The organism is Actinomadura rugatobispora, from assembly GCF_055379765.1.
Map to the genome: position 1 here is coordinate 4714400 of NZ_AP029191.1, position 23552 is coordinate 4737951.

A 23552-nucleotide genomic window follows, 5' to 3' on the forward strand; every position below is an offset into this window, starting at 1 on the left:
CACCTGGACGAGACGACCTGCGGTCACTCCCCAGACCTCCAGGTTCACGCCCGGTAACACGCCCGGGACCTTGGACGGTTTCCGGCGCGGACGCCTCGGCCCCCTCAGCAAGGGCAACGTCGCCGCGGAAGTCGTCTTCCAGGGCCTGGACGCCGCCTACACGGGAATGCTCTCCCTGAACCTGACTGGGCTGGCCAATCAGCTGACACGTGACAAGGCGGCCGCCGACCGGTACCTGGCGGACTACGCCGAGTACGAGAAGCTGGGCTGGGTGGAACGGCGCAAGCGGGACGTCGGGCAATTCCTCGGGCTCAACGACGAGGAGTTCATCGATGGCTACTTCACTCCCGAGTTGAGGAGCTACCTGATCTCCCTCTGGGAGGCCCAGCATCCCCCGTCGTTGACGCCGATGAACCCCAACGACCGCTACGGGGTGCTGACGCCGCAGGACATGGCACGCATCCGCGACACCCGGGCGCTCTACCGGTACCGCGCGGGCCAGGAGGGCAAGAACCTGGACTGGATGATGCCCGAGCGCACCATCAAGCCGGCTCCCAGGGTCGTCCCGAAGGACGACCGGGAGCGGGACAAGACCCCGCCCCGGTCACGGATCAAATCGGGCAAGGTCACCAAGGGCAAGATCGGCAACCTTCACGACAACGACGACGAACCCAAGACCTACGGACGCCAGGGCGCCAGCGCCAACACCGCCGACCCCGACTACGGCAACAGCGGCCGCGAATCGCAGGCCAAAAAGCAGCAACGCAACAGGGACAACGGCACCTACGACTCCCACAACGACAGCGGCCCCTCCGGCGACAGCTCGTCCGGCGGCGCACCCAGCGGTGGAGCACCCTCGGCCCCCCGCACCCAACGGCGGCGGTGCCCCGTCCGGCAACGGCGCACCCGGCAGCGGCGGGCCGCCCAGCGGCGCCGGCCCCGCACCCGACCCCGGACACGGCAAGCTCAACAAACTCGACGGCGACCCCCCGGCAGGCGGAGGCGGAGGGGACCCGTCCAAGCGGGTCTGACCCCACACGATGAAACACCGAGGCCCGCGCCACACGGCGCGGGCCTCACGTGTTCACCCCAGGATGCCCTGGTCGTAGGCGGAGGCCACGGCGGCGGCGCGGTCCTTGACGCCCAGTTTCGCGTAGATGTGCGTCAGGTGGGTCTTGACGGTGGCCTGGCTGATGAAGAGCTCGGCGGCGATCTCGCGGTTGCCGGTGCCCTTGGCGACCAGGCGGAGCACCTCGATCTCGCGGGCGCTGAGGGTGCCGGTCTGGGGTGCTCGCACGCGGTTCACCAGGCGGGACGCGATGGCCGGGGACAGGACGGTGCGGCCCTCGGCGGCGGCGCGGACGGCGTTGAACAGCTCGTCGCGGGGGGCGTCCTTGAGGAGGTAGCCGGTGGCGCCCGCCTCGATCGCGGGGATCGTGTCGGAGTCGGTGTCGTAGGTGGTGAGGACCAGGACCTTGGACGGCAGTCCCCGCTCGGTGATCTCCGTGATGGCCTCCACGCCGCTGCCGCCGGGCATGCGGAGGTCCATGAGGATGACGTCGGGGCGCAGGTCGGCCGCCAGGGCGACGGCCTCGCGGCCGTTCGCGGCCTCCGCGAGGACCTCGAAGCCGGGGGCGCCGGCGAACATGCCGCGCAGGCCGTCGCGGACGACGGGGTGGTCGTCGACGATGAGGAGGGTGATGTCAGCCATGGCGGACCAACGGTACGCGGGCCGAGACGGCGGTGCCCTGGCCGGGCTCGGACTCGACCTCCAGGGTGCCGAGGACGCGTTCGGCCCGTTCGCGCATGCCGTTCAGGCCGAAGCCGCGGGTGGGGCCGGTGAAGCCCCGGCCGTCGTCGCGGACGTCCAGGGTGACCTCGTCGTCCATGTAGGAGAGGGTGACGCCGACGCGGTCGGCGGCGGCGTGCCGGATGGCGTTGGCGAGGGCCTCCTGGGCGATGCGCAGGAGGGTGGCCTCGATCTCCTCGTGCAGGGGTTCCACGGTGCCGGTGAGGGTGAGGCGGGCCGTGGGGTGGGTGGCGACGATCTTCTTGAGGGCCTCGGGCAGGGTGTCGTGCTCGAGGTGGGCGGGCGCCAGGTTGCGGACGGAGCGGCGGGCCTCCCGGAGGCTCTCGCGGGCGAGCGCGTGGGCGCGCCGGACGTGTGCGGGGTCCGTGGTGTCCTGGGCGGCCTGGAGCTGGGTGACGATGCCGGCCAGGCCCTGGGCGATGGTGTCGTGGATCTCGGCGGCGAGGCGGCGGCGCTCGTCGTTCACGCCCGCCTCCCTGGCCTGGACGAGGAGCTGGGCCTGGAGCGCGGCGTTCTCGCCGAGGGCCTGTTCGAGGCGGGCGTTGGTGCGCTCCAGCTCGTCGATCATCGCGGTCTTGGCGGCGGCCAGCCGGTCCTCGCGCTCGGCGATGCCGCCGAAGATCGCGAGGAGGGCGATGTGCAGGGCCAGCAGGACGCCGAACAGGACCCAGACGAGGGGCTCCTTCGGCGGGAAGCCGCCGGCCTCCGAGCCGGCCATCGTGACCGCGTTGGCGTAGCAGCCGATCTTCGCCCAGCGGCCCTTGAGGCACTGCCTGGCGTCGAAGTAGCCGATGACGGCGTAGATCGCGAACAGCGGGTTCAGCCAGGAGAGGGCGAAGGCCAGGACGGTGCGCGCCCAGTAGTAGAGCGGTCCGGGAATCCGGCCCGCGGTGTGGAACAGCTGGAGGGTGAGGGTCACCCCGAGCAGCGGCGCCGTGAGCCGCTGCTCGGCGGGCGACATCAGGACGTCGCGGGTGAGGAACGCGATGGGCGTCGCCAGGGCGAGCAGGCCGTACGGTCCCCAGCGGATGAAGCGTTCCCAGTGGTCCTCGATCACGGTGCCAGTCTGCGTCATTCCCAGCGGAACCAGCGGATGGCCGCCGCGATCAGCAGGACGGCCCACAGGGCGGTGACGCCCAGGTGCGTCCAGTCCGGCCAGTCTCCGCGGCTCGCCATGTCGAGGGCCTGGGAGGCGGCACCGGACGGGGTGAACTCGACGATCCGCCGCAGCAGGTCGGGCAGGACCTGCACCGGCACCCAGACGCCGGCGGTGAACAGCGAGGGGAAGAAGACGACGGAGCCGACCACGGTCGTGACCTTGGTGTTGGGCGAGACGGCGGCGATGGCGGCGCCGGTGGCGATGGCGCTGGTGGCGGCGAGGGCGAGCGCGACCAGGTAGCCGGGGACGTGCTCGGGGAGGGCGACGCCGAAGACCAGCCTTCCGACGGCGATGGCCAGGATCGCGGAGGCGAGCCCGCCCGCGAGGTGCAGGAGGATCTGCGCCCCGAGCAGCGAACCCGGGCGGACGGGCGTGGTCGACATGCGGCGCAGGATGCCGTTCTCGCGGTAGCCGGCCAGCACGGGCGGCAGCGCCTGGATCCCCGCGACGATCAGGGCGAGCAGCACGACGATCGGGACGTACAGGTCGATGACCCGGCGGCCGCCCAGGTCGGCGGAGTGCTCGCGGAAGGAGGGGATGAGGCCGAGGATGACCAGCAGCAGGGTGGGGAAGCCGACCAGCCAGAAGAGGGTGTAGGGCTCGCGGGAGAACAGCCGGGACTCGGCCTTCAGGACGGCGGTGGACGCGGACACGTCAGGACTCCTGCTTCTCGGTGAGGTCGAGGAAGGCGTCGTCGAGGGTGGCGTCGACGACGCGCAGCTGGTGGGCGGTGATCTGGTTGCGGGCCAGCAGCGAGATGACGGCGTTGACGGTGGTGTCGGTGCCGTTGATGGTGATCCGGCCGCTCTGGAGGTGGACGCTGTCGAGCTCCGGCAGCCCCTCCAGGTCCGTGCGGTCGAGGGCCTGGGACGGGGTGAAGGAGATCACGGTGTTGCCGGCGGCGCGGCGGATCAGCCCGCCGGGGGTGTCGAGGGCGGCGACGCGGCCGGAGTCGATGACGGCGATCCGGTCGCAGAGCCGCTGCGCCTCCTCCATGAAGTGGGTGACGAGGAGGACGGTGACGCCGGAGTCACGGACCTCCTCGATGAGGGTCCAGGTGTCGCGGCGGGCGCGGGGGTCGAGGCCGGTGGTGAGCTCGTCCAGGACGACGATCCGGGGGCCGCCGATGAGGGCGAGCGCGATGAACAGGCGCTGCTTCTGCCCCCCGGAGAGGTCGGCGAAGCGGGTGCGGAGCTTTTCGGTGAGGCCGAGGCGCTCGGCGAGGGGCCGCCATTCGAGCGGGCTGGGGTAGAAGGCGCTGTAGAGCTCCAGGGCCTCGCGTACGGTCAGCTTCCCCTGGAGCTGGCTCTCCTGGAGCTGGGCGCCGAGGAACCGGGTGAGCTCGTCGCGGTCGGCGACGGGGTCGAGCCCGTTCACGCGGACGGTGCCCGCGTCGGGGACGCGCAGTCCCTCGACGCACTCGACGGTGGTGGTCTTGCCCGCGCCGTTGGGGCCGAGGATCCCGAAGATCTCGCCTTCCTCGACGGCGAAGGAGACGCCGTCGACCGCGGGGCGGCCCCCGTAGACCTTGCGCAGGCCGGTGACTTCGATGATCGGCATGCTTCGAGCATGTCCGGGGCGCGGGTCCGGCGGTATCGGCCAGGGCGCTCGTCCCGGCATCAACCGATTGGCCGATGCCGCCGTACGACCCGCGAGGACGGCGCCGGTGCGCGGCGCCGTCCATCGGCCCTCAGGCGCCGGGCCGCCAGATGCGGCTGTCGAGGTCGGTGCCGCGGATGACCTGCACCCGCCACGGTTCCAGGCGCAGCACCTGGAACGCGGGGTCGGAGGGGCCCTTCCAGAACTGGGCGGGGTTGTAGCCGGCGCCGGGCGGGCTCCCCTTCGTATAGAGGTCCCAGACGTGTCGCTTGAGGTCGTGGTCCTCGGTCCATCCGGCGACTGTGTCCACGTACACCGCGTTCTGCCTGGGGCTCCAGTAGGAGAAGGTGGTGTGCGGGTTGGCCGCCAGGTGCGCGGCCTTGACCGGGGTCTTGAACGTGCACAGCCAGCCGAGGGGGCGGCCGTCGATCACCTCCCAGACGGGGATGAGGACGCGCGCGCGTGGGCGGCCCTTGGCGTCCACGGTCGTCATCGTCGCGTAGACGATGTCTCCTATGTAGGTGTCGAACGCGTCGCGGATCGCGGAGAAGTCCCGGACGTTGGCGGTCATCGGGTGGCTCCCGTCATCGCTTCGGCGGTCTCGGCGGTCGCGGGCGGCGCCGTCGTGCGGCGGGCGCGCAGTCCGAAGGCGATGACGACCGCGCCGAGGGAGGCGGCCACGACCGGGACGAGCAGCGCCGTGCGGATCGCGTCGTAGCCGTTCTGGGTGGAGGCTCCGAGCGCGGCGACCTGGACGGCGGTCGCGGCCGAGATCCCGAACGCGGCGCCGAACTGGAACGCCGTGTTCAGCATCCCGCCGGCCAGGCCCTGCTCCCGCTCGTCCACGCCGTCGGTGGCGGCGATCGTGATCGGGCCGTAGGTGAGCGCGAACGACAGCCCGACCAGGAAGAGGGTCGGGATCATCGCCGCGTACACCGTGTCCGGCCCGGCCGTCAGGAACAGCGCGTAGCCCGCCGCCGCGAGCACGAACCCGGCGAAGATCACCCGGATATGGCCGAACCGCCGGACCAGCCGGGGCGTGAGGGTGGGCGCCAGGACGGCGTCGATGCCGAGGAACAGCAGCGCCAGCCCGGTCTCGACCGTCGACCAGCCGCGCAGTTCCTGAAAGTAGAGGGTGGCCAGGAACTGGAAGCCGAAGAAGCCCCCGAGCAGCAGGACCGCGCCGAGGTTGGCGCGCACCAGGCCGCCCGAGCGCAGGATGCCGAGGCGCACCAGCGGGGCGGGCGACCGCCGTTCGATCGCGGCGAACGCGGCCAGCAGCGCCAGCCCGGCGGCGAACACGGCGGCGGTCAGGCCCGGCCCGTGCCCCGGGTGCTCGAGCCGGACGACGCCGTACACCAGCAGCATCATCGCGCCGGTGACGGTGAGCGCGCCGGGCAGGTCGAAGCCGGCGAGGGACCGGGCGGCGCGGCCGGGGGCGCCGGTCTCCTTGATCAGCGGGATGGCGGCCGCCAGGATCACCGCGGCCAGCGCGACGGGCGCGAAGAACACCCAGCGCCATCCGGCCGCGGTCAGCAGCCCGCCCGCGACCAGGCCCAGCGAGAACCCGCCCGCCGCCGTGCCCGCGTAGATCAGCAGCGCCCGGTCGCGGGCCGGGCCCGCGGGGAACCCGGTGGTGATCAGCGACAGCCCGGCCGGGGTCATGAACGCGGCCGCCACCCCGGTCACGAACCGCGCGACCAGCAGCATCCAGCCCTCGGTGGCGAACCCGCCCAGACCGGAGAAGACCAGGAACACCGTCAGCCAGAGCAGGAACATCCGGCGGCGCCCCAGCAGGTCGGCGGCGCGCCCGCCGAGCAGCATGAACCCGCCGTAGCCGAGCACGTAGGCGCTCACCACGCCGCTCAGCATCCCGGTGGACAGCCCGAGGTCGGCGCGGATCGCGGGCAGCGCCACGTTGAGCATGGCGATGTCGATGCCCTCGAGGAAGATCGCGCCGCAGAGGACGAAGAGGACGCCCCAGGCGCGCCCGTCCATCCGGGCGGCGGCGCCGGGATCTCCCGGCGGCGGTGGTGGTGCGGACATGGACGTCTCCTCCCGGCCCGACTGGTTCTCCAGGGGCCTGCCGGTTCCTTCTTGTAACCGGCAGCATCATGCGACACCATGTCTGACCATGGAAGACGGGACTTTCGAGTCACCCGGTAACTGCGGGGATACCGGGACCGACCAGGGCTTCGACGTCACGAACTGGGACACCCGCGCGGACTGCGAGGTCAGGCAGATCCTCGACCGGATCGCCGACAAGTGGTCGCTGCTGGTCATCGCCCTGCTCGACCGGCGCAGCATGCGCTTCACCGAGCTGCGCCGGGAGATCGACGGGATCTCCCAGCGCATGCTCGCCCGCACGCTGCGCCATCTCGAACGCGACGGGCTGGTGAAGCGGACCGTCCACCCGGTCGTCCCGCCCCGGGTGGACTACGAGCTCACCCCGCTCGGCGCCGACCTGCACTCCACGATCAAGGCGCTCGTCACCTGGACCGAGGAGCACCAGCCGCAGATCGCCGCCGCCCGCACCGCCTACGACGCCCGCGTCTCGGCCGAGGCCGCGGAGACCGCGAGGCCGGAGGCCGGTTCCGTGCCGGTCTCGGGGCGGGGCTCCGGCTCGTCCCGCTGACCCGCGCCCCGCCCCGGACGGCCGTCGTCGCGGCGCGGCAGGAACAGCGCGGGGACGATCGCCAGCACCACGAACGCCACCGCCCACACGTAGGTGTGCTGGAACGCCTCCGCCAGCCCCGGGGCGACCGCGGCCCGCGCGTCCGGGGCCAGCCCGTGCAGCGCCTGCAGGCCGCCCTCGCCCGCCACCGGCACCCGCGCCGCCATCGCCGCCGACAGCAGCACCGACGCCACCGCCGTGCCCACCGCCGCGACCGTCGTGTTGATCAGGTTGAGGGTGGTGCTGGCCGCCGGCGCCTGGTCGTGCGGCATCCGCCGGGTCGCCGCCGTCATCAGCGGCATCATCGTCGCGCCGCCGCCCGCGCCGACCAGCAGCAGCGCGGCGCCCAGGCCCCAGTACGAGGCGTCCGCACTCAACTGATGGGCGAAGAGGGCGAACCCGGTCGCCGACACCGCGATCGTCACCGGGACCGTCCGGCCCGGGCTCACCTTGTCGGCCAGCCGCCCGGCGAACTGCATGACCGTCCCCGACGCCAGCGCCATCGGCACCCCCAGCAGCCCCGCCATCGTCGCGCTCTCGCCCCGCACCACCTGGAAGTACAAAGGGAGCAGCAGCATCGAGCCGAAGTAGCCGACCGCGAACAGGCTCATCGTCCCGGTGGCGGTCGCGAACGCCCGGTCGCGGAACGGCCGCAGGTCCAGCAGCGGGTAGCGGGCGGTGACGGCCCGTCCGACGAACGCCGCGATCAGCGCGCCGCCCGCGACCAGCGGCACCAGCACCGCGGGACGGGCGAAGTCGCCGTGCTCCCCGCCGGAGGTCACCCCGTAGATCAGCGCGGCCAGTCCGGGCGACAGCAGGAGCGCGCCGGGGACGTCCAGCGGACGCGGGTCGCGGGCGCCGTCCGGGGCGAAGATCCGGGACGCCAGCGCGATCACGACCACGCCGATCGGCAGGTTGATGAAGAACATCCACCGCCACGACACCTCGTCGATCAGCCAGCCGCCGAGCACCGGCCCGGCCATCGGCCCGACCAGGATCGCCAGGCCCAGCGTGCTCATCAGCCGTCCCAGCCGGTCGGGGTGGGCGGCGCGGATCAGGATGGTCATGCCGACCGGCATCACCAGCCCGCCCGCCAGGCCCTGCACCACCCGGAACGCGACCAGCGACTCGATGTTCCAGGCCAGCCCGGCCAGCATCGACCCCGCCGCGAACAGCCCGATCGCGCCCAGGTACAGCCGCTTGGCGCCGAAGCGGCCGATCGCCCACGCCGACAGCGGGATCACCGCGCCCAGCGCCAGCGAGTAGCCCGTCGCGACCCACTGGATCGTGGCCAGCGGCGCGTCGAAGTCCGCCGACAGGTGGGCGATCGCGACGTTCACCACGGTCATGTCCAGCGAGACCATGATCGATCCGAGGACCAGCACCAGCGCGATGGTCATCGCCCCCCGCCCGGCCGGCCGGGGGGTGTCTCTGGACGCGATCGCGTCCGGGCCTTCCTGCTCGCCGGGTCTTTCGTTGCTCATCGCATCTCCCAAGGTCAGGCGCTGTAGGGGCGGACGGCGCGGGCGTCGCGCAGGGCGTGGCCCCACCAGGCGAGCTGGTCGAGCATGCCCTTGGCCGCGGCGTTGGCGCCCTCGGGTTCCAGGTGGCGGCCCTCGCCGTCGAACTGGCCCCACGGGTTGTGGAAGCTGACGGTGTCCCGGATCGTCACCGCGTGCAGCTCGGCGAAGACCTGCCGCAGGTGCTCCACCGCCCGCTGGCCGCCGGCCATCCCGCCGTACGACACGAAGGCCACCGGCTTGGCCTGCCACTGGGTGAAGTGCGCGTCGATGAAGTTCTTCAGGCTCCCGGGGAAGCTGTGGTTGTACTCCGGCGTGATGATCACGAACGCGTCGGCCCGTTCGAGGGCCTCGGTGGCCTCGGCCAGCGCGGCGGCGGCCGCCGGGTCGCCCAGGACGGTGGGCAGCTCCAGATCGCCCAGGTCGATGACGTCGGGCCGGACGCCCTCGTGCTCCCCTGCCCGTCCGGCGAACCAGGTGGCGACGGCGGGGGCGAACCGCCCGCTGCGGTTGCTGCCGACGACGATCGCCACGCGCAGTGCGTTCTCGGTCATGGTCTCGCTCCGTCCATGCAGGTCGTACGGTCGTTCACGACGCTAGGAAGCCCCTTCGCGGACGGGCATCCGTCACGTGACCGGTGCGGGTGACCGGCTCGCACCCCACCCTGAAACCTCAACAATGGTTGATGTCAAGCGCGTTCTCGCGGCTTGGACCGTCCCAAGCGCGACGGGGCATTGACCGGGGCCGGCGGCGATCACAGCATGAGGCCATGCCGATCACCGCGGCCACCGAGCTCCTGCGCGACCGGGGCGCGGGCGAGATCGCCCACCCCGGCGGCACGCTGCTGGCCCACCTGGAACGCGTCCACGCGCTGCTGCGCCGCTGGGACGCCCCCGCGCACATCCGCATGGCCGGGCTGACCCACGCCTTCTACGGCGCCGACGGCTCTCCCGCCGCCCTGGGACACATCGGCGACCGCCACGTCCTCTCCGCCGCCGTCGGAGCCGAGGCCGAGGAACTCGTCTACTTCTACGGCGCCTGCGACCGCGCCCACACCCATCCGCGCCTCGTCCAGGACGGCGGCACCTACCGGGACCGATTCACCGGCACGATCTCCCTAGCGCCCGAACCCATCCGGAGGGGCTTCGCCGAAATCACCGTCGCGAACGAACTCGACGTCATGCGCGCGTCCCCGGAAATGCGCGCCCGCCACGGACGAGGGCTCCGCGAACTCTTCCTCTCCTGGCAGCCCCTCATCAGCGAACCCGCAGGCCAAGCCGTCAGAACGAGCCTTCCCTAGCCCGCCGCTCGATCGCGTCGACAAGCCGGCCCACATCCTCGGCCAACCCCGCGCACGACGCGAAACCGCACCTTTCCGCGACCACCTCGGCGACCTCCGCGAAAACCCGGTTCGTGGCGCGCAGGGCACGCCAGCCGTCCGCCGCGTCGAAACGCCCATAGGTCTCCTGGAGCGCCTTCCAGATATGCTCCGGAAGCCATTGATCCATGCGGTGACCGATATGCCACACGTCCGCCGCGCCCTCCACCGCCGCGTACCACTGGAGCATGTCCAGCAGGAACTCCTTCATGGTGGTGTCGCGGAACTTCACCACCCACAGATCGCCGCGCGCCAGGTAGATCGGCACCTGCGTCGCCTCGAACCAGAACTCCGCGACCGCGTGATCGAACTCCTCCCGGCCCGGACGCCGCGGCACCGGCGCCGCCCCCGTCGCCGCCGGCAGGCCCTCCGTGACCCCGGTCTTGTCCAGCAGGACCAGGTGACCGCGCTCGTAGAGATCGTCCAGGCCCTCCCGCCGGAAGCCCTCCAGGCGCTCCGGCCCCGCCAGCGTGAAGTCGACCTTGCGCCCGCCCCCGTACACCACCAGCCGGGTGGCCCGCTCCTCCGCGAACTCCTCCGGCGTCGTCGACACCGACACCAGCACCCGCCCGAACGCCCCGCTCCACGACACGTCCGCGAACAGCTCCCGCCAGCCCCGGCCGATGATCTCCACGTCGAGGTCGGAGAACGCGTCGACGCCCGTCCCCCGCGCCCGCGACCCCGTCTGCACCACGGCCTCGACCCGCACATCGTTCCTGGCCCACGCCACGATCGCCGCCCGCAGGGCCTCCGGATCCTCCACGCGACCCGACCCTAGACGGCGGCGGGGAACTCCGCCCACACGGCGCTTCCGCCGTCCGCCTCGTCCACCCCCCACCCCGCCGCCAGGGCCTCCACCAGCCGCAGGCCGCGGCCGTCCTCCCCGAACGGCTCGGCCACATGCGGCTTCCCGTCCGCGCCGCCATCGTCGATCACCGTGACCCGGACGACGGCGCGCCGCGCCTCGACCACCACCGCGACCCGGCCGCCCTGTCCCGAGGCGGTGTGCTCGCACGCGTTGGCGACCAGCTCGCCGACGCACAGCCCGATGTCGCCGAGCACCTCCGCGTCCACCCGCAGCCGGTCGCCCGCCACCCTCCCCACGAACGCCCGCGCCCGCGGCGCCGACCTGGTCACCCCCGGCAGACTGATCGAACCGAGCACCCGCACGCGGCCCACCCCCTCCGGTAAGCAGCATGGGGCCACCGGGGAAAAGGAAACAATCGCCTGGCCTGACAAGGGGAGACCCGAAATTTGGGATCTGGATAAACGTGTTCCCCCACCCGGGACCCCCGCGGCTAGGGTGAGGCGATGATCGAGCCGACCCGCGCTGAGAGGACGGGGTTATGGCAGGTTCGGCCGTCGGGCTGTGGCTCTTCGCATCGGACGATGTGCGGCCCCGCGTCGTCCCCTGGCTGGAAACCTTCTGCGACGGGGTGAAGATCGCACGAGACGGCGACGTCTCCTTCTGGGTACGGGACGGCACCGCCATCGCCCTTGACGCCCTTTCCCCTGGTGAGACCGGCGCCTTCTTCCTCTCCGACGACGAATGCGTTCCGGCCGACGACGAGGACTACTCCGCATTCGCGCGTCCGCCCGTCCAGAGCCTGATTCTCGACGCAGGGCGCTCGGGCCGCACGCATGACCTCGTCCTCGGCCACCTCGCACTCGCACTCGCCGCGCGTCTGGACGCACTCATCGATTTCGACGGCGTCCTGGGCTACCCCACCCCGCGCGACGAAACCAGAGACCCGGCCGACCTGACCCGGGCCAGAGCGCTGGTGGCCTCCCTGCCAGGACGGGTCGAAGAAGTCTCGTACGACACCGGCGGAGGCGGCCGCTGGTTCCGGCACGTCGGCGACACCGAGTTCCTGGCCGCCTGGCTGCGCCACCCCGACTTCCACCTGGGCGACTAGGTGGCCTGGGGAATCGGTCGCGTACCGCGCCCCGGAACCCGCCCGGCGGTCAAGCCGTTGCTGTACGTGGACATCGACGGCGTGCTGAATCCGCTGTCGCCTTCCGAGCCGGAGCGTTTCGCCCGGCACTCGATCGGAGATCTCACCGTCCGCCTCTCGCCGGACCACGGCGCCTGGCTGCGGGAACTGGCCGGACTCTACGACCTGGTCTGGGCGACGACCTGGGAGCATCACGCCAACGAGCACGTGGGGCCGCTGCTGGGCCTACCTGAACTGCCCGTGGTGGAGTTCTCCGCGTACCGGCGGCGGCGGGGCGATCCGCGGTTCCCGATCATCCAGCTTCTCGAAACGCACAAATGGGCGCCCCTGCTCCGCCACGCCGACGGGCGCCGCTTCGCGTGGATCGATGACGTCATCCCGCCGCGGATCAAGCGCCAGGCGTGGCCGTACCGGGGCATCGAACTGGTCCACGCCGACCCGCGCGAGGGACTGACCCGCCGCCACGTGGACCGCCTCCTCACCTGGCCCTCCGGAGTCCGCGAGTGAGAATGATCGCATTCGGTGCCGCGGTCCGGACGCGCAGGCCGGCCGGGCGGACGGTGCGTCGTCTCGGGTGGAGGCTTCACGTGAAACGACGGGGGCGGTCGCCGCGGAGTTCGGGTGTGCGGCGGCGGCGCGTGCCGGGTGCCGACGATCATTCGGGGATCCGTCGGTGGGGCGCGGGAACATCGGGGCGGCGGTCGTGGTTACATGTGATGGCCGGTGTGCCTGGAGTCCCCGGGCCTCACCTATCGCCTTCGCGGAATACCGTCCGGCTGGAGCCGCGTTGTGCATTTCGCCGAGAGGCGACCCGCACACCGGCATGACCACGGCCCCGCCAGGTCCCAGGACCTGGCGGGGTCTGGTCGTCTCCGGGGCGGCTGGCACACTGGCGGCATGAGTCTCGCGGCGCATCTGGAGGAGCTCGGCCGGCCGCTGGTCGAGGAGCAGCTCAAGCATCCGACGGTGGCGGGCATCGCCCGGGGCGACCTCGACGAGGCGGTGTTCCGCTCCTGGCTGGAGCAGGACTACCTCTTCCTGCACGACTACGTCCGCGTCTTCTCCCGGCTGGCCTGGCAGGCGCCCGCCGCGCACCTCGGCGACCTGGTCGACCTCGCCCACGCGACGTACCACGAGGAACTGTCGCTGCACCGGTCGCTGTCCGCGGAGTTCGGCGCCGATCTGGACGGGGCGGGCAAGGGGCCGGCGTGCGCCGCGTACACCGCGTTCCTGCTGGACGGCGCCGCCTCGTACGGTACGGGCCTGGCCGCGCTGTACCCCTGCATGTGGGGCTACTCCACGCTCGGGGCGCGGCTCGCGGAGGACCCTCCCGCCGAGCCGCGCTACCGCCGCTGGGTCGACACCTACGCCGATCCCGGGTTCGCCGCGCTGACCCGCCGCGTCGCCCAGATGATCGACGAGGCGGCCCCGGAGCGGGAGGCGGCCGAAAGGGCGTTCCTGGAGGGCATGCGGCACGAGGTCGCGTTCTGGGACGTGCCGTTCTGAGCGGCCGTCAGGTCCGCGCCCCTTCCGCGGTGGGCGCCTCCAGGGCGGGGTAGTCGGTGTAGCCTTCGGCGCCGCCGCCGTACACCAGGTGCTCGGCGTGGCGGTTGAGCGGGGCTCCGGCGGCGAAGCGGGCCGGCAGGTCGGGGTTGGAGATGAACAGCCGCCCGAAGGAGAAGAGGTCGGCCAGGCCCGCCTCCAGGACCTCCTCGCCCGCCCGCCGTGTCGTGGGCTCGGGGCCGTTGAAGTTGGCGATCAGGGTGCCCGGCCAGAGCGGGCGCAGGTCGGCGAGCGCGCCGTACGCGCCGCGTTCGATCACGTGCAGGTAGGCGAGCCCGAGGGGGGCGAGGGCGCCGGCGAGGGCGCGGTAGGTGCCCTGGGGGTCCTCCTCGGCGATCTCGTTCTCCGGGTTGTCGGGGGAGATCCGCAGTCCGACCCGCTCGGGGCCGATCTCGGCCGCGATCGCCTCGACGACCTCGACCACCAGGCGCAGCCGGCCGTTGCGGGAGCCGCCGAAGCGGTCGGTGCGCAGGTTGGTGTTCTCGGCCAGGAACTGCTGGAGGAGGTAGCCGTTGGCGCCGTGCACCTCCACGCCGTCGAACCCGGCGCGGATCGCGTTGCGGGCCTCGGCGGCGAACGCGGCGATCACGGCCTCGGCCTCGGCGGTCGCCAGCGGTCTGGGGGTGACGTGGTCGAGCGGGCCGTCCCGGGTGAAGATCGGCTCGCCGGTGATCCGGACCGCCGAGGGCGCGACCGGGAGCTCGCCGTCGGGGAGGGTGACGGGGTGCGTCATGCGGCCGACGTGCCAGAGCTGGGCGAAGATCCGCCCGCCCTCGGCGTGGACGGCGCGGGTCACCTCGCGCCAGGCCGCCACGTGCTCGTCGGTCACCAGGCCGGGGATGCCGGGGCCGCCCTTGCCGAGCGGGTGGGGCCAGAGGCCCTCGGTGACGATCAGCCCGGCGCCGGCCCGCTGCGCGTAGTAGGTGCGGGTCAGCGGGCTCGGGACGGCGGTGGTGTCGTCGGCCCGGCCGCGGGTCATCGGGGCCATCGCGATCCGGTTGCGCAGCCGCAGGTGGCCGGTCTCGTAGGGGAGCAGCAGCGGGTTCGGGGGCTGCGGGACGACCTCTGGCATGGGGTTTCCTCCTGTCGTGGACGGGCGCGCTCAGCGGGCGGCGAGTGCGGTGGCCTCGATCTCGATCAGCCAGTCGGCCTGGGCCAGGCGGGACACCTCGAGGAGCGTGTCGGCGGGGTAGGGCTCGGTGAGGAACTCCTCGCGCAGCTTGATCACGTCGTCGAGCCGGGTTTCCAGGTCGGTCACGAAGATCCCGATCTTGACGATGTCGGCCAGGCCGGCGCCCGCGGCGTCCAGCACCCGGCGCACGTTGCCGAACGCCCGGCGGCCCTGCTCCAGGAAGTCCGCCGAGACGGTGCGGCCGTGCTCGTCGATGCCGGCCTGGCCGGACACGTGGATGAGCCCGCCCGCCTCGATGGCCTGGGAGATCCGGTACGGCTCGTACCAGTCGGGGTCGGTCGCCACCCGCCGCTTCGCGCTGACGGTCATGATCGCCTCCAGAAGAAATGCATGTACCTACATTGAATGTATGTGCATGCAGATGTTTGCAGTGCATGTATCCTCTGTCAAGAGGAGGCGCCGACATGACCGGGACGACGGACGGGGCCATCTGGGACCAGGTGGTCACCCTGCACGGGCGCGTCGAGAGCGAACTCGCCAAGACCATCCAGCGGCGGCACGGCATCGGCCTGTCGGAGTACCGGGCGCTGTGCCGGCTCGCCTCCGCCGAGGGCGGCGAGCTGCGCATGCAGGAGCTGGCCGACCTCATCGGCCTCAACCAGAGCTCGGTCAGCCGCCTGGTCGCGCGGCTGGAGTCGTCCGGCCTGACCCGGCGGGCGCACTGCCCCAACGACCGCCGCGGCGTCTACACGATGATCACCGAGGAGGGGCGGGCCGTCCAGGAGAAGGCCGCCCCCACCTACCACGAGACCCTCCGCGACGCGCTCGACTCCGCCACCGGCGACCAGCGCGTCGGCCCCCTGGTCACCGCGCTCCGCGCCTGACCGCCCCCCGGACATGCTCCGGCCATCGCCTTTTCAGCCGGACGATGACCCAAGGTGAGGGACGGAGCACGCAGAGGGATATAGGGTCCGTTCCGTGGGCATGAGTCACTCCCGTCCGATATCTACCGGTCACGCTCCGCAGCAGCGGCGGCCGGCGCGGCCAGCCGTCCTGGTCGCGTTTCTGCTGCTCGCCGGGCTCGCCGGGACGACCGGCGCGTCGGGCGGTGCCGGCGCCGCGCTCCGCTCCGTCGGGGACGACGGCGCGCGCGGTACGGGCGACGGCCGCTGGGACAAGGCCCCCGGCCAGAGGGTGACGCCGGACGTCCTCCCCTCCGGACCGCCGGAGGCCGGGGCCCGCACGGCGGGCCCGGGCCGGTGCCGCTTCTCCTGGAAGCAGCGGCCCGTCCAGTTGCTCCGGTGCGCCACGTCCCACCACCGCCGCTGACGAAAGCACGAGCGGCGCCCCCGTCCGGGAGCGCCGCTCGTCCTGCCGAGGCGCGGGAGGTCAGCGGGTCGCGGTGGCCGACTCCTTCGCCGGGGGCTGCGGGCCGGACGGCGCCGCGACGGCCCCCTCCGCCACCGGACGCCCCTTGAGCGGCTTGAACCCCCGCAGGCGCAGGCTGTTGCTGACGACGAACACCGAGGAGAACGCCATCGCCCCACCGGCGATCATGGGGTTGAGCAGCCCCGCGGCGGCCAGCGGCAGCGCGGCCACGTTGTAGGCGAACGCCCAGAACAGGTTGCCCTTGATGGTGGTCAGCGTGCGCCTCGACAGCCGGATCGCGTCCGCGGCGGCGCGCAGGTCGCCGCTGATCAGGGTCAGGTCGGACGCCTCGATCGCGACATCGGTGCCGGTGCCCATCGCCAGCCCGAGATCGGCCTGGGCCAGCGCGGCGGCGTCGTTCACGCCGTCCCCGACCATCGCGACCGTGCGGCCCTCGGCCTGCAGCCGCTTGATCACCTCGACCTTGCCCTCGGGCAGGACCTCGGCGACGACCTCCTCGATCCCCACCGCGTCCGCGACGGTCCGGGCGACCGCCTCGTTGTCGCCGGTCAGCAGCACCGGCCGCAGTCCCAGCCCGCGCAGCCGCTCGATCGCCTCGGCGGAGGTCGGCTTGACCTGGTCGGCGACCGTGATCACGGCCTGGGCGGCGCCGTCGACGCCGACCGCGACCGCGGTGTGGCCGCGCTCCCGCGCCTCGTCCATCGCCTTCTCCAGCTCGGGCGGCAGGTGCTGGGACCACTCGGCCAGCAGCCGGGGACGGCCGACCAGCACGCCGTGCCCGTCCACCATCCCCTGCACGCCCAGGCCCTCGACGTTGGCGAAGTCCTCGACCGTGCCCAGTTCCCCGGCGCGCTCGACGGCACCGGCGGCGATCGCCCGGGCGATCGGGTGCTCGGAGGCGTTCTCCAGGCCGCCGGCCAGCCGCAGCACCTCGGCCTCGTCCACGCCCTCGGCGGTGACCACGCCGACCATGGCCATCCGGCCGGTGGTGACGGTGCCGGTCTTGTCCAGGACGACGGTGTCGACGGCGCGGGTGGACTCCAGCACCTCCGGGCCCTTGATCAGGATGCCCAGCTGGGCGCCGCGTCCCGTGCCGACCATCAGCGCGGTCGGGGTGGCCAGGCCCAGCGCGCACGGGCAGGCGATGATCAGCACCGCGACCGCGGCGGTGAACGCCGCCGCCGTGCCCGTGCCGGTGCCCAGCCAGAACCCCAGGGTCGCCGCGGCCAGCGCGATCACGATCGGGACGAACACCCCGGAGATCCGGTCGGCCAGCCGCTGCACCCGCGCCTTGCCGTTCTGCGCCTCCTCCACCAGCCGCGCCATCTGCGCCAGCTGCGTGTCGGCTCCGACCCGGGTCGCCCGGACCAGCAGCCGCCCGCCCGCGTTGACGGTGGCGCCGGTGACCGCGTCGCCCGGCCCGACCTCGACCGGGACGGACTCGCCGGTCAGCAGCGAGGCGTCCACCGCCGAGGAGCCCTCCACGACCTGCCCGTCGGTGGCGATCTTCTCCCCCGGGCGGACCGCGAACACGTCCCCGGGGACCAGCCGCTCGACCGGGACGCGCTCCTCGCGGCCCCCGTCCCGGACGACCGAGACCTCCTTGGCGCCCAGCTCCAGCAGGGCGCGCAGGGCCGCACCGGCACGGCGCTTGGAACGGGCCTCGAAGTAGCGCCCGGCCAGGATGAAGGCGATCACACCCGCGGCCGCCTCCAGGTAGATGTTCATCGACCCGTCCGAGCGGGTCATGGAGAACTCGAAGCCGTGCCGGATGCCCGGCACGCCCGCCGTGCCGAAGAACAGCGCCCACAGCGACCAGCCGAACGCGGCCAGGGTGCCCAGCGACACCAGCGTGTCCATGGTCGCGGCGCCGTGCCGCAGGTTCGTCCAGGCGGCCCTGTGGAAGGGCCAGCCCGCGTACACCACGACCGGCGCGGCCAGCGTCAGCGACAGCCACTGCCAGTACTCGAACTGCCAGGCCGGGACCATCGCCAGCGCGATCACCGGCACCGCCAGCACGATCGAGGTCACCAGCCGCTGCCGCAGCGGCCGCAGCCCGTCGTCATCGGCGTGATCCGCCCCGGGCCCGGGGTCCGGATCGGGGGGCGGGGGCGGCTCGGCGGTGTATCCGGCCTTCTCCACCTGGGCGATCAGATCGTCGACGCTGACGCCCTCGGGGTAGTCGACCCGCGCCTTCCCGGTGGCGTAGTTGACCGTCGCGGTCACGCCCTCCAGCTTGTTCAACCGCTTCTCGACACGGGCGGCGCACGAGGCGCACGTCATCCCGCCGATCGCCAGCTCGACCCGGTCCAGCGCGTCGCCGGAAGCCATCGCCCCTCCTCCTTGCATCGTCGTGCGAGATGTCAGTTGTGCTCGTGGTCGTCGCCGTGCCCGTCGCCGGTTTCGGCGGGCGGGACGGGGGTCCCCTGGTCCCCGGCCGTCGCGGTGAACTCGGCCGTACGGACCGTGCCGCCGTGCTGGAAGTCCAGGTAGAGCCGGTACGCGCCGGTGCTCGGCACCTCAGCGTAGAAGGTGATCGACGGCCCCGGCCGGGTCTTGCCGTCGCCCGGCTCGCCGTCCGGGTGGACGTGCAGGTAGGCCAGGTCCCGATCGCGCAGCGCCACCAGGTGGCCGTACGCCTCCAGGTACGGCTCCAGGTCGGTGACCGGTTCACCGTCCTTGCTCACGGTCAGGGTCAGCTTGCTGGAGCGGCCCGGAACGAGTCGCCCGTCCAGCTTCACCTCGTAGCCGTCGACCTCGGCGACCTGTCCGGCTTCCGGCAGCTTCCGCGGCCGGTAGTCGCCGGGGGCGGTGACGTCGGTGCCCAGGGTCAGCTGCTTCTTGGCGCCCTCGGGCTGGACGTCGGTGAAGAACCGGTAGGCGCCCGGGTCGGGCAGGGTGAGCGGGATCGTCCAGACGCCGCCGCCGGCCTCGGCCGGGTGCAGGTGCTGGAAGCCCGACAGGTCGCGGCGAGCGATGATCAGGTGCAGCTTCTTGCCGTGCAGCAGCGTGTACCGCGTGACGGGCTTGCCGTCCGGGCCGTCCACCGTGAAGCGGAAGTCGGTCTTCTCGCCCGGCTCGACCGTGGTGGTCTCCGGCCGGAGGGTGTAGCCGTCCTGGGAGACCTGGAGGCCGCCGGGTACGGGGGAGGGGGTATCGCCGCCGGAGGTTCCGTGGCCGCCGCCGTGTCCCCCGCCGGCCTGCGCGCCGCCGCCCGTCCCGTGACCGCCGCCGCCCTTGTGCTGCGCGGTCTCGGTGGTGGCGCCCACGGGGCCGACGACGGTGCCGGCCCCGAGGGCGCCGCCGAAGACGGCGGCCAGGCCCAGGGCGTACGCTCCCAGCTTGGTCGCGGTGTTCATCTCATCCTCACGCCTTCAGTTCGTATCCGGCCTCCTCGACGGCCGCCCGGACCTGGGCCACGTCGAGGGGCGCTGCGCTGGTCACGGTCACCCGGCCGGTCGCGAGGTCGACGGCCACCTCGCTCACGCCGGCGACCTGGCCCACCTCCTCCTTGACCGAGTTCACGCAGTGCCCGCAGGTCATTCCGGTGACGGTGTAGGTGGCGGTGCTCATCGGCACTCCCTCTCTATTTACCCCTGGGGGGTATCTGACGGTTCTGATGGTGGCACAACGTTCACGACATGACAACCCGTACCCCCTAGGGGTTATTTCGCGATCCGGGTCACATCGCCGCCGCGGAGACCGGGCGCGCACCCGCCCCGCGGGGTCGTCCACGAAGTTATCCACACCCCCGCGACCGGGCGAGTGGACGATCTTCATGGAATTTTGTCCCTGTTTGCTGAGCTCTATCCCCTGAAAGTGTCGAACACCCGGGCCCGCGCCCGGTCGTCCACAGTGTTGTCCACAGGTTTCCACAGGGTTGTGGACACCTCCGTCACGGATACTTGAGCCATGCCTGAACTACCCGAGGTCGAGGCGCTCGCCGGATTCCTGCGCGAGCGCGCGGCCGGACACGCCGTCGCCCGAGTCGATGTTCTCGCCATCTCCGCCCTGAAGACGTACGACCCGCCGGTCACCGCGCTCGGCGGCCTGACCGTCACCGGCGTCGCCCGCCACGGCAAGTTCCTCGACATCGACGTGGACGGGCTGCACCTGGTCGTCCACCTGGCCCGGGCCGGGTGGCTGCGGTGGCGCGAGGAGATGCCCGCCAAGCCCGCGCGGCCCGGCGGCAAGAACCCGCTCGCGCTGCGCGTCCACCTCGACGACGGCTCCGGCTTCGACCTCACCGAGGCCGGCACCAAGAAGGGCCTGGCCGTCTACGTCGTCCGCGACCCGCGGGAGGTCCCGGGCGTGGCGACGCTCGGCCCCGACCCGCTGGACGAGGCGTTCACGCCCGAGGCGCTGGCGGCGATCGTCGGCGGCAAGCGCACCCAGATCAAGGGGCTGCTGCGCGACCAGAAGGTCGTCGCGGGCATCGGCAACGCCTACTCCGACGAGGTGCTGCACGTCGCGCGGATGTCCCCGTTCAAGATCGCCTCATCGCTGACCGAGGACGACGTGCGCACCCTCCACGAGGCGATCGTCGGGACGCTGCGGGACGCGGTCGAGCGCTCCCGGGGCCTGGCCGCCCAGGACCTCAAGGGCGAGAAGAAGACCGGGCTGCGGGTGCACGCCCGTACCGGCGAGAAATGCCCCGTCTGCGGGGATGTGATCCGCGAGGTGTCGTTCGCCGACTCGTCGCTGCAGTACTGCCCGACCTGCCAGACCGGGGGCAAACCGCTCGCCGACCGCAGGATGTCCCGCCTCCTGAAGTAGCCGCCGGGCCCGGGTCGGCGGGCTCGGCGGCCGGGGAGTGCGGTTGGCGGGGTCGTCGTCGGCGGGGTGTGGTCGGCGGGGTCGTCGTTCTGTCGGGCGAACGGGCTGTCAGCGGACCTTCGGCACGTCGCCCAGGAGCGGGGCGACCTGCGTCCACCGGTGCAGCTCGCAGCCGTCGGCGCGGGTGAACTTCGCGTCGATCGGCTTGTCGTGCCAGGTGCCCTTGACCGTGGCGATCTCCGGACCACCGTAGATCTTGGTGCACATCTGGTCGGGGGCCGTGGGCTTGAAGGGGTCCTTGGCCTTGGCCAGCGCGGCGCACGCCTGCTGGGCCTTCGGATGGTCCCCGCCCGCCGGATCGCAGCTCAGCGTCCAGGTCGTGGCCGGGGCCTGGGCCGAGGCCTTCACCTGGACGGTCAGGGTGTTCTTCGCCTCCGGGGACCCGGAGGGCTGGACGGACGTCGTGGCCGAGGGCTGGTCAGCGGGGTTGCTCGTGGCCTGTTCTGAGCCGCAGGCCGCCAATGACAGGATCATGGCGAGCCCGGGCGTCGTGAAAAGGAGCGTCCGATACCGCATGCGTGATTCGACGCGGGCAGGGTCCGCAGGGTTCCATGGGGGTGTGATGATTTTCGGGGACGATGTCCCGGCGGTTGACGCGAAGGACGTTCCGCAGGACGCGTACCTGCTGGATGTGCGGGAGCAGGACGAGTGGGACGCCGGTCACGCGCCCCGCGCGGTGCACATTCCGATGGGGCGGCTGAGCGACCGCGCCGCCGAGGTGCCGCGCGACCAGGAGGTCTACGTGATCTGCCGGTCCGGTGTCCGGTCGGCCCAGGTGACCGTCGCGCTCAACCAGGCGGGCTGGCTGGCCAAGAACGTCGACGGCGGCATGAAGCGCTGGGTGGAGACCGGGCGCCCGATGGAGACCGACTCGGGGGCACCGCCGTACGTGGCCTGACCACCGGTCTCATGGGACGAGCGAGGCGGGCGTGACGAATGTGCCGGACCGGGGGTGGTTCGGCCGGTTTCGCCTAGCTACGATTGGCTCGACCGATATCCGCGGGAGCTCGGGCCGACCGGGCTGAGAGGGCGACCTGTAGGGCGTCGCCGACCGCATGAACCTGTCCGGGTAATGCCGGCGTAGGGAGCGTGTCCCATGACGTCCAAGGCCGAACCGCGCCCCAAGAACGGGCCGCGCCCGCATGCCGAGGTGCCCTTCACCCTGGAGGAGCCCGCCCCCAAGGCCCTCGGCTTCTGGGACCAGGGCGCGTTCTGGGCCAACCTCGGCGTCAGCCTCTTCGCGTTCTCCGGCGCGTACACCGTGCTGGCCCCCGACGAGAACGGCCGGCCGACGCTGTCGATCGCGGCCGGGATCGTCGCGATGGTCGTGGGAACGGTCCTGGGCGGGCTGATGCTGGGCCTGGCCGCGGCGCCCGGCGCGCGCACCGGGCAGCCGGCGATGGTGCTGCTGCGCGGCCTTTTCGGCGCCCGGCTGTCGTACGTGCCGACCGTCCTCAACATCGCGCAGCTGATCGGCTGGGGCACGTTCGAGCTGATCGTGATCGCGGACGCGGCCCGGACGCTGTGGGACGGGATACCCCGGTGGGGGTACGTGATCGCGGCCGGGATCCTCACCACCGCGCTGACGATCTGGCCGCTGGGCTCGGTCCGGCTGCTGCGCCGCTACGTGACCGCCGCCGTGATGGTGGCGCTGGTCTACTTCTACGTCCAGCTGCTGCGCGAGCCGCTGCCCGACCTGACCGTGGGGTCGTGGGGCGGCTTCTGGATCGGGGCGGACGCGGCGCTGGCGGTGTCGATCTCCTGGGTGCCGGTGGCCGCCGACTACACCCGGCACGCCCGCAGCGCGCGCGGGGCGTTCGGCGCGGCCGCGGTCGGCTACTCCGCCACGCAGATCTTCGCCTACGTGCTGGGGCTGCTGGCGCTGGCCCTGGTCGCGGGGGACTCCTCCAAGGTGTTCGACCCGTTCCTGGGCGTGACGCTGGGCGTGCTGTTCTTCGCGGTGTTCGTGCTGCGGGAGGCCGACCAGTCGTTCGCGAACGTGTACTCCACGGCGGTGTCCATCCAGAACCTGATCCCGCGCGCCGACCGCCGCGTGCTGACGGTCGCGCTGGGCGCCGGGATCACCGGGCTGGCGCTGCTGCTGGACATCGGGGACTACGCGGCGTTCCTGTCCCTGATCGGGTCGGTGTTCGTGCCGATGCTGGGCGTGCTGGCCGCCGACTTCTTCCTCGGCCGGGGCCGGTGGCGGGCCGCCATCGGGACGGCGGACGCCGACCGGCTCGGCTGGGACACCTCGCGCAACGCCCCGTCCCGCTGGGGGATGATCGCGGCCTGGGCGATCGGCTTCGTGGCCTACCAGCTGATCTACCCGGGCGGGGTGAGCTGGTGGGCGGCCTTCTGGCAGGACGTGCAGGGCGCGCTGGGCTTCACGCCGCAGACCTGGATGAGCGCCTCGCTGTTCTCCTTCCTGCTGGCCGGGCTCGCCGCGATCCTGGTCGGCCGCCTGCGCCGCCGTTGACGGCCGGAGACCGCCGGTGACCGGCGTTTCGCCCGCTTTCCGTGCCCTGACGTGGTGT

At 72.4% G+C, this 23552-nt stretch carries 25 protein-coding genes and 1 riboswitch; of the genes, 9 read left to right on the forward strand and 16 right to left on the reverse strand.

Annotation, left to right across the window (positions count from 1 at the left end; all coding sequences use genetic code 11):
• Positions 1-1084: 1084 nt before the first annotated feature.
• The 6 genes from ACZ466_RS20825 to ACZ466_RS20850 form a co-directional block, all read right to left on the reverse strand.
• Positions 1085-1711, reverse strand: coding sequence for a response regulator (locus ACZ466_RS20825; RefSeq protein WP_464043908.1), 627 nt, complete (start codon positions 1709-1711; stop codon positions 1085-1087).
• Positions 1704-2867: a sensor histidine kinase gene (locus ACZ466_RS20830; protein ID WP_378284572.1), complete on the reverse strand. Its 1164-nt coding sequence runs from the start codon at positions 2865-2867 to the stop codon at positions 1704-1706. The genes ACZ466_RS20825 and ACZ466_RS20830 overlap by 8 nt, the downstream gene beginning before the upstream one ends.
• Positions 2868-2881: 14 nt before the next feature.
• Positions 2882-3622, reverse strand: a complete 741-nt coding sequence (locus ACZ466_RS20835) for an ABC transporter permease (protein ID WP_378284571.1) — start codon at positions 3620-3622, stop codon at positions 2882-2884.
• A 1-nt stretch (position 3623) separates the two neighbouring features.
• Positions 3624-4529, reverse strand: a complete 906-nt coding sequence (locus tag ACZ466_RS20840) for an ABC transporter ATP-binding protein (protein ID WP_378284570.1) — start codon at positions 4527-4529, stop codon at positions 3624-3626.
• A 130-nt stretch (positions 4530-4659) separates the two neighbouring features.
• Complete coding sequence (locus ACZ466_RS20845) at positions 4660-5139, reverse strand: pyridoxamine 5'-phosphate oxidase family protein (protein ID WP_378284569.1); 480 nt, start codon at positions 5137-5139, stop codon at positions 4660-4662.
• Positions 5136-6614 (reverse strand): MFS transporter, encoded by a 1479-nt coding sequence (locus ACZ466_RS20850; RefSeq protein ID WP_378284568.1) that lies wholly within the window; start codon positions 6612-6614, stop codon positions 5136-5138. The genes ACZ466_RS20845 and ACZ466_RS20850 overlap by 4 nt, the downstream gene beginning before the upstream one ends.
• Positions 6615-6702: 88 nt before the next feature.
• Between ACZ466_RS20850 and ACZ466_RS20855 the strand changes: the two genes are divergently transcribed.
• Positions 6703-7203 (forward strand): winged helix-turn-helix transcriptional regulator, encoded by a 501-nt coding sequence (locus ACZ466_RS20855; RefSeq protein WP_378284567.1) that lies wholly within the window; start codon positions 6703-6705, stop codon positions 7201-7203.
• Here ACZ466_RS20855 and ACZ466_RS20860 read toward each other — a convergent pair.
• Complete coding sequence (locus ACZ466_RS20860) at positions 7107-8726, reverse strand: DHA2 family efflux MFS transporter permease subunit (RefSeq protein ID WP_378284566.1); 1620 nt, start codon at positions 8724-8726, stop codon at positions 7107-7109. The two genes, ACZ466_RS20855 and ACZ466_RS20860, sit on opposite strands and share 97 nt — an antisense overlap.
• Positions 8727-8740: 14 nt before the next feature.
• On the reverse strand, positions 8741-9316 hold the full coding sequence (locus tag ACZ466_RS20865) for an NADPH-dependent FMN reductase (RefSeq protein ID WP_378284565.1): 576 nt from the start codon (positions 9314-9316) through the stop codon (positions 8741-8743).
• Between the two features lie 215 nt (positions 9317-9531).
• On the opposite strand from ACZ466_RS20865, the gene ACZ466_RS20870 reads away from it, so the two are divergent.
• The gene (locus ACZ466_RS20870) at positions 9532-10062 is read left to right on the forward strand and encodes a DUF6817 domain-containing protein (protein ID WP_378284564.1); all 531 of its coding nucleotides are present in this window, start codon (positions 9532-9534) and stop codon (positions 10060-10062) included.
• Here ACZ466_RS20870 and ACZ466_RS20875 read toward each other — a convergent pair.
• Positions 10043-10903: an aminoglycoside 6-adenylyltransferase gene (locus ACZ466_RS20875; RefSeq protein ID WP_378284563.1), complete on the reverse strand. Its 861-nt coding sequence runs from the start codon at positions 10901-10903 to the stop codon at positions 10043-10045. The genes ACZ466_RS20870 and ACZ466_RS20875 overlap by 20 nt on opposite strands.
• Before the next feature lie 11 nt (positions 10904-10914).
• A complete protein-coding gene (locus ACZ466_RS20880) occupies positions 10915-11277 on the reverse strand; it encodes an ATP-binding protein (RefSeq protein ID WP_378284562.1) in 363 nt (120 codons plus the stop codon).
• Between the two features lie 209 nt (positions 11278-11486).
• Here ACZ466_RS20880 and ACZ466_RS20885 point away from each other — a divergent pair, with 209 nt between their 5' ends.
• From ACZ466_RS20885 to ACZ466_RS20895, 3 genes are all read left to right on the forward strand, one after another.
• The gene (locus ACZ466_RS20885; RefSeq protein WP_378284561.1) at positions 11487-12056 is read left to right on the forward strand and encodes a DUF6368 family protein; all 570 of its coding nucleotides are present in this window, start codon (positions 11487-11489) and stop codon (positions 12054-12056) included.
• Positions 12057-12602, forward strand: coding sequence for an HAD domain-containing protein (locus ACZ466_RS20890; RefSeq protein ID WP_378284560.1), 546 nt, complete (start codon positions 12057-12059; stop codon positions 12600-12602).
• A gap of 390 nt (positions 12603-12992) precedes the next feature.
• Positions 12993-13601 carry a TenA family protein gene (locus tag ACZ466_RS20895; protein WP_378284559.1) on the forward strand — a complete coding sequence of 203 codons (609 nt, stop codon included), beginning with the start codon at positions 12993-12995 and terminating at the stop codon, positions 13599-13601.
• 7 nt (positions 13602-13608) lie between these two features.
• Here the strand turns inward: ACZ466_RS20895 and ACZ466_RS20900 are convergent, their stop codons facing one another.
• Both ACZ466_RS20900 and ACZ466_RS20905 read right to left on the reverse strand, forming a co-directional pair.
• Positions 13609-14730: an alkene reductase gene (locus ACZ466_RS20900; protein WP_378284558.1), complete on the reverse strand. Its 1122-nt coding sequence runs from the start codon at positions 14728-14730 to the stop codon at positions 13609-13611.
• Between the two features lie 30 nt (positions 14731-14760).
• A complete protein-coding gene (locus ACZ466_RS20905) occupies positions 14761-15159 on the reverse strand; it encodes a RidA family protein (RefSeq protein ID WP_378284557.1) in 399 nt (132 codons plus the stop codon).
• 95 nt (positions 15160-15254) lie between these two features.
• Between ACZ466_RS20905 and ACZ466_RS20910 the strand changes: the two genes are divergently transcribed.
• Positions 15255-15674: a MarR family winged helix-turn-helix transcriptional regulator gene (locus ACZ466_RS20910; RefSeq protein ID WP_378284556.1), complete on the forward strand. Its 420-nt coding sequence runs from the start codon at positions 15255-15257 to the stop codon at positions 15672-15674.
• Between the two features lie 505 nt (positions 15675-16179).
• Here the strand turns inward: ACZ466_RS20910 and ACZ466_RS20915 are convergent.
• Genes ACZ466_RS20915 through ACZ466_RS20925 form a run of 3 tightly spaced genes read right to left on the reverse strand, consistent with a single transcriptional unit; the run spans position 16180 to position 19752 of the window.
• Complete coding sequence (locus tag ACZ466_RS20915; protein ID WP_378284554.1) at positions 16180-18510, reverse strand: heavy metal translocating P-type ATPase; 2331 nt, start codon at positions 18508-18510, stop codon at positions 16180-16182.
• Positions 18511-18542: 32 nt separating this feature from the next.
• Positions 18543-19538 (reverse strand): hypothetical protein, encoded by a 996-nt coding sequence (locus ACZ466_RS20920; RefSeq protein WP_378284553.1) that lies wholly within the window; start codon positions 19536-19538, stop codon positions 18543-18545.
• Between the two features lie 7 nt (positions 19539-19545).
• The gene (locus ACZ466_RS20925; RefSeq protein WP_378284552.1) at positions 19546-19752 is read right to left on the reverse strand and encodes a heavy-metal-associated domain-containing protein; all 207 of its coding nucleotides are present in this window, start codon (positions 19750-19752) and stop codon (positions 19546-19548) included.
• Between the two features lie 339 nt (positions 19753-20091).
• Here ACZ466_RS20925 and ACZ466_RS20930 point away from each other — a divergent pair, with 339 nt between their 5' ends.
• The gene (locus ACZ466_RS20930) at positions 20092-20955 is read left to right on the forward strand and encodes an Fpg/Nei family DNA glycosylase (protein WP_378284551.1); all 864 of its coding nucleotides are present in this window, start codon (positions 20092-20094) and stop codon (positions 20953-20955) included.
• A gap of 108 nt (positions 20956-21063) precedes the next feature.
• On the opposite strand, the gene ACZ466_RS20935 is transcribed toward ACZ466_RS20930, so the two are convergent.
• Positions 21064-21531: an SSI family serine proteinase inhibitor gene (locus ACZ466_RS20935; protein WP_378284550.1), complete on the reverse strand. Its 468-nt coding sequence runs from the start codon at positions 21529-21531 to the stop codon at positions 21064-21066.
• 49 nt (positions 21532-21580) lie between these two features.
• Here ACZ466_RS20935 and ACZ466_RS20940 point away from each other — a divergent pair, with 49 nt between their 5' ends.
• Both ACZ466_RS20940 and ACZ466_RS20945 read left to right on the forward strand, forming a co-directional pair.
• Complete coding sequence (locus ACZ466_RS20940) at positions 21581-21913, forward strand: rhodanese-like domain-containing protein (RefSeq protein ID WP_378284578.1); 333 nt, start codon at positions 21581-21583, stop codon at positions 21911-21913.
• 91 nt (positions 21914-22004) lie between these two features.
• Positions 22005-22119: riboswitch (TPP riboswitch) on the forward strand.
• Positions 22112-23494 carry a purine-cytosine permease family protein gene (locus ACZ466_RS20945; protein WP_378284549.1) on the forward strand — a complete coding sequence of 461 codons (1383 nt, stop codon included), beginning with the start codon at positions 22112-22114 and terminating at the stop codon, positions 23492-23494. (Overlaps the previous riboswitch by 8 nt.)
• Positions 23495-23552 lie beyond the last annotated feature (58 nt).

Bases quoted from the DNA above. Each gene is read 5' to 3' on its own strand.
- ACZ466_RS20825 (WP_464043908.1), bottom strand. From the start codon at position 1,711: ATGGCTGACATCACCCTCCTCATCGTCGACGACCACCCCGTCGTCCGC.
- ACZ466_RS20840 (WP_378284570.1), bottom strand. From the start codon at position 4,529: ATGCCGATCATCGAAGTCACCGGCCTGCGCAAGGTCTACGGGGGCCGC.
- ACZ466_RS20845 (WP_378284569.1), bottom strand. From the start codon at position 5,139: ATGACCGCCAACGTCCGGGACTTCTCCGCGATCCGCGACGCGTTCGAC.
- ACZ466_RS20850 (WP_378284568.1), bottom strand. From the start codon at position 6,614: ATGTCCGCACCACCACCGCCGCCGGGAGATCCCGGCGCCGCCGCCCGG.
- ACZ466_RS20855 (WP_378284567.1), top strand. From the start codon at position 6,703: ATGGAAGACGGGACTTTCGAGTCACCCGGTAACTGCGGGGATACCGGG.
- ACZ466_RS20860 (WP_378284566.1), bottom strand. From the start codon at position 8,726: ATGAGCAACGAAAGACCCGGCGAGCAGGAAGGCCCGGACGCGATCGCG.
- ACZ466_RS20865 (WP_378284565.1), bottom strand. From the start codon at position 9,316: ATGACCGAGAACGCACTGCGCGTGGCGATCGTCGTCGGCAGCAACCGC.
- ACZ466_RS20870 (WP_378284564.1), top strand. From the start codon at position 9,532: ATGCCGATCACCGCGGCCACCGAGCTCCTGCGCGACCGGGGCGCGGGC.
- ACZ466_RS20885 (WP_378284561.1), top strand. From the start codon at position 11,487: ATGGCAGGTTCGGCCGTCGGGCTGTGGCTCTTCGCATCGGACGATGTG.
- ACZ466_RS20895 (WP_378284559.1), top strand. From the start codon at position 12,993: ATGAGTCTCGCGGCGCATCTGGAGGAGCTCGGCCGGCCGCTGGTCGAG.
- ACZ466_RS20900 (WP_378284558.1), bottom strand. From the start codon at position 14,730: ATGCCAGAGGTCGTCCCGCAGCCCCCGAACCCGCTGCTGCTCCCCTAC.
- ACZ466_RS20905 (WP_378284557.1), bottom strand. From the start codon at position 15,159: ATGACCGTCAGCGCGAAGCGGCGGGTGGCGACCGACCCCGACTGGTAC.
- ACZ466_RS20910 (WP_378284556.1), top strand. From the start codon at position 15,255: ATGACCGGGACGACGGACGGGGCCATCTGGGACCAGGTGGTCACCCTG.
- ACZ466_RS20915 (WP_378284554.1), bottom strand. From the start codon at position 18,510: ATGGCTTCCGGCGACGCGCTGGACCGGGTCGAGCTGGCGATCGGCGGG.
- ACZ466_RS20920 (WP_378284553.1), bottom strand. From the start codon at position 19,538: ATGAACACCGCGACCAAGCTGGGAGCGTACGCCCTGGGCCTGGCCGCC.
- ACZ466_RS20925 (WP_378284552.1), bottom strand. From the start codon at position 19,752: ATGAGCACCGCCACCTACACCGTCACCGGAATGACCTGCGGGCACTGC.
- ACZ466_RS20930 (WP_378284551.1), top strand. From the start codon at position 20,092: ATGCCTGAACTACCCGAGGTCGAGGCGCTCGCCGGATTCCTGCGCGAG.
- ACZ466_RS20935 (WP_378284550.1), bottom strand. From the start codon at position 21,531: ATGCGGTATCGGACGCTCCTTTTCACGACGCCCGGGCTCGCCATGATC.
- ACZ466_RS20945 (WP_378284549.1), top strand. From the start codon at position 22,112: ATGACGTCCAAGGCCGAACCGCGCCCCAAGAACGGGCCGCGCCCGCAT.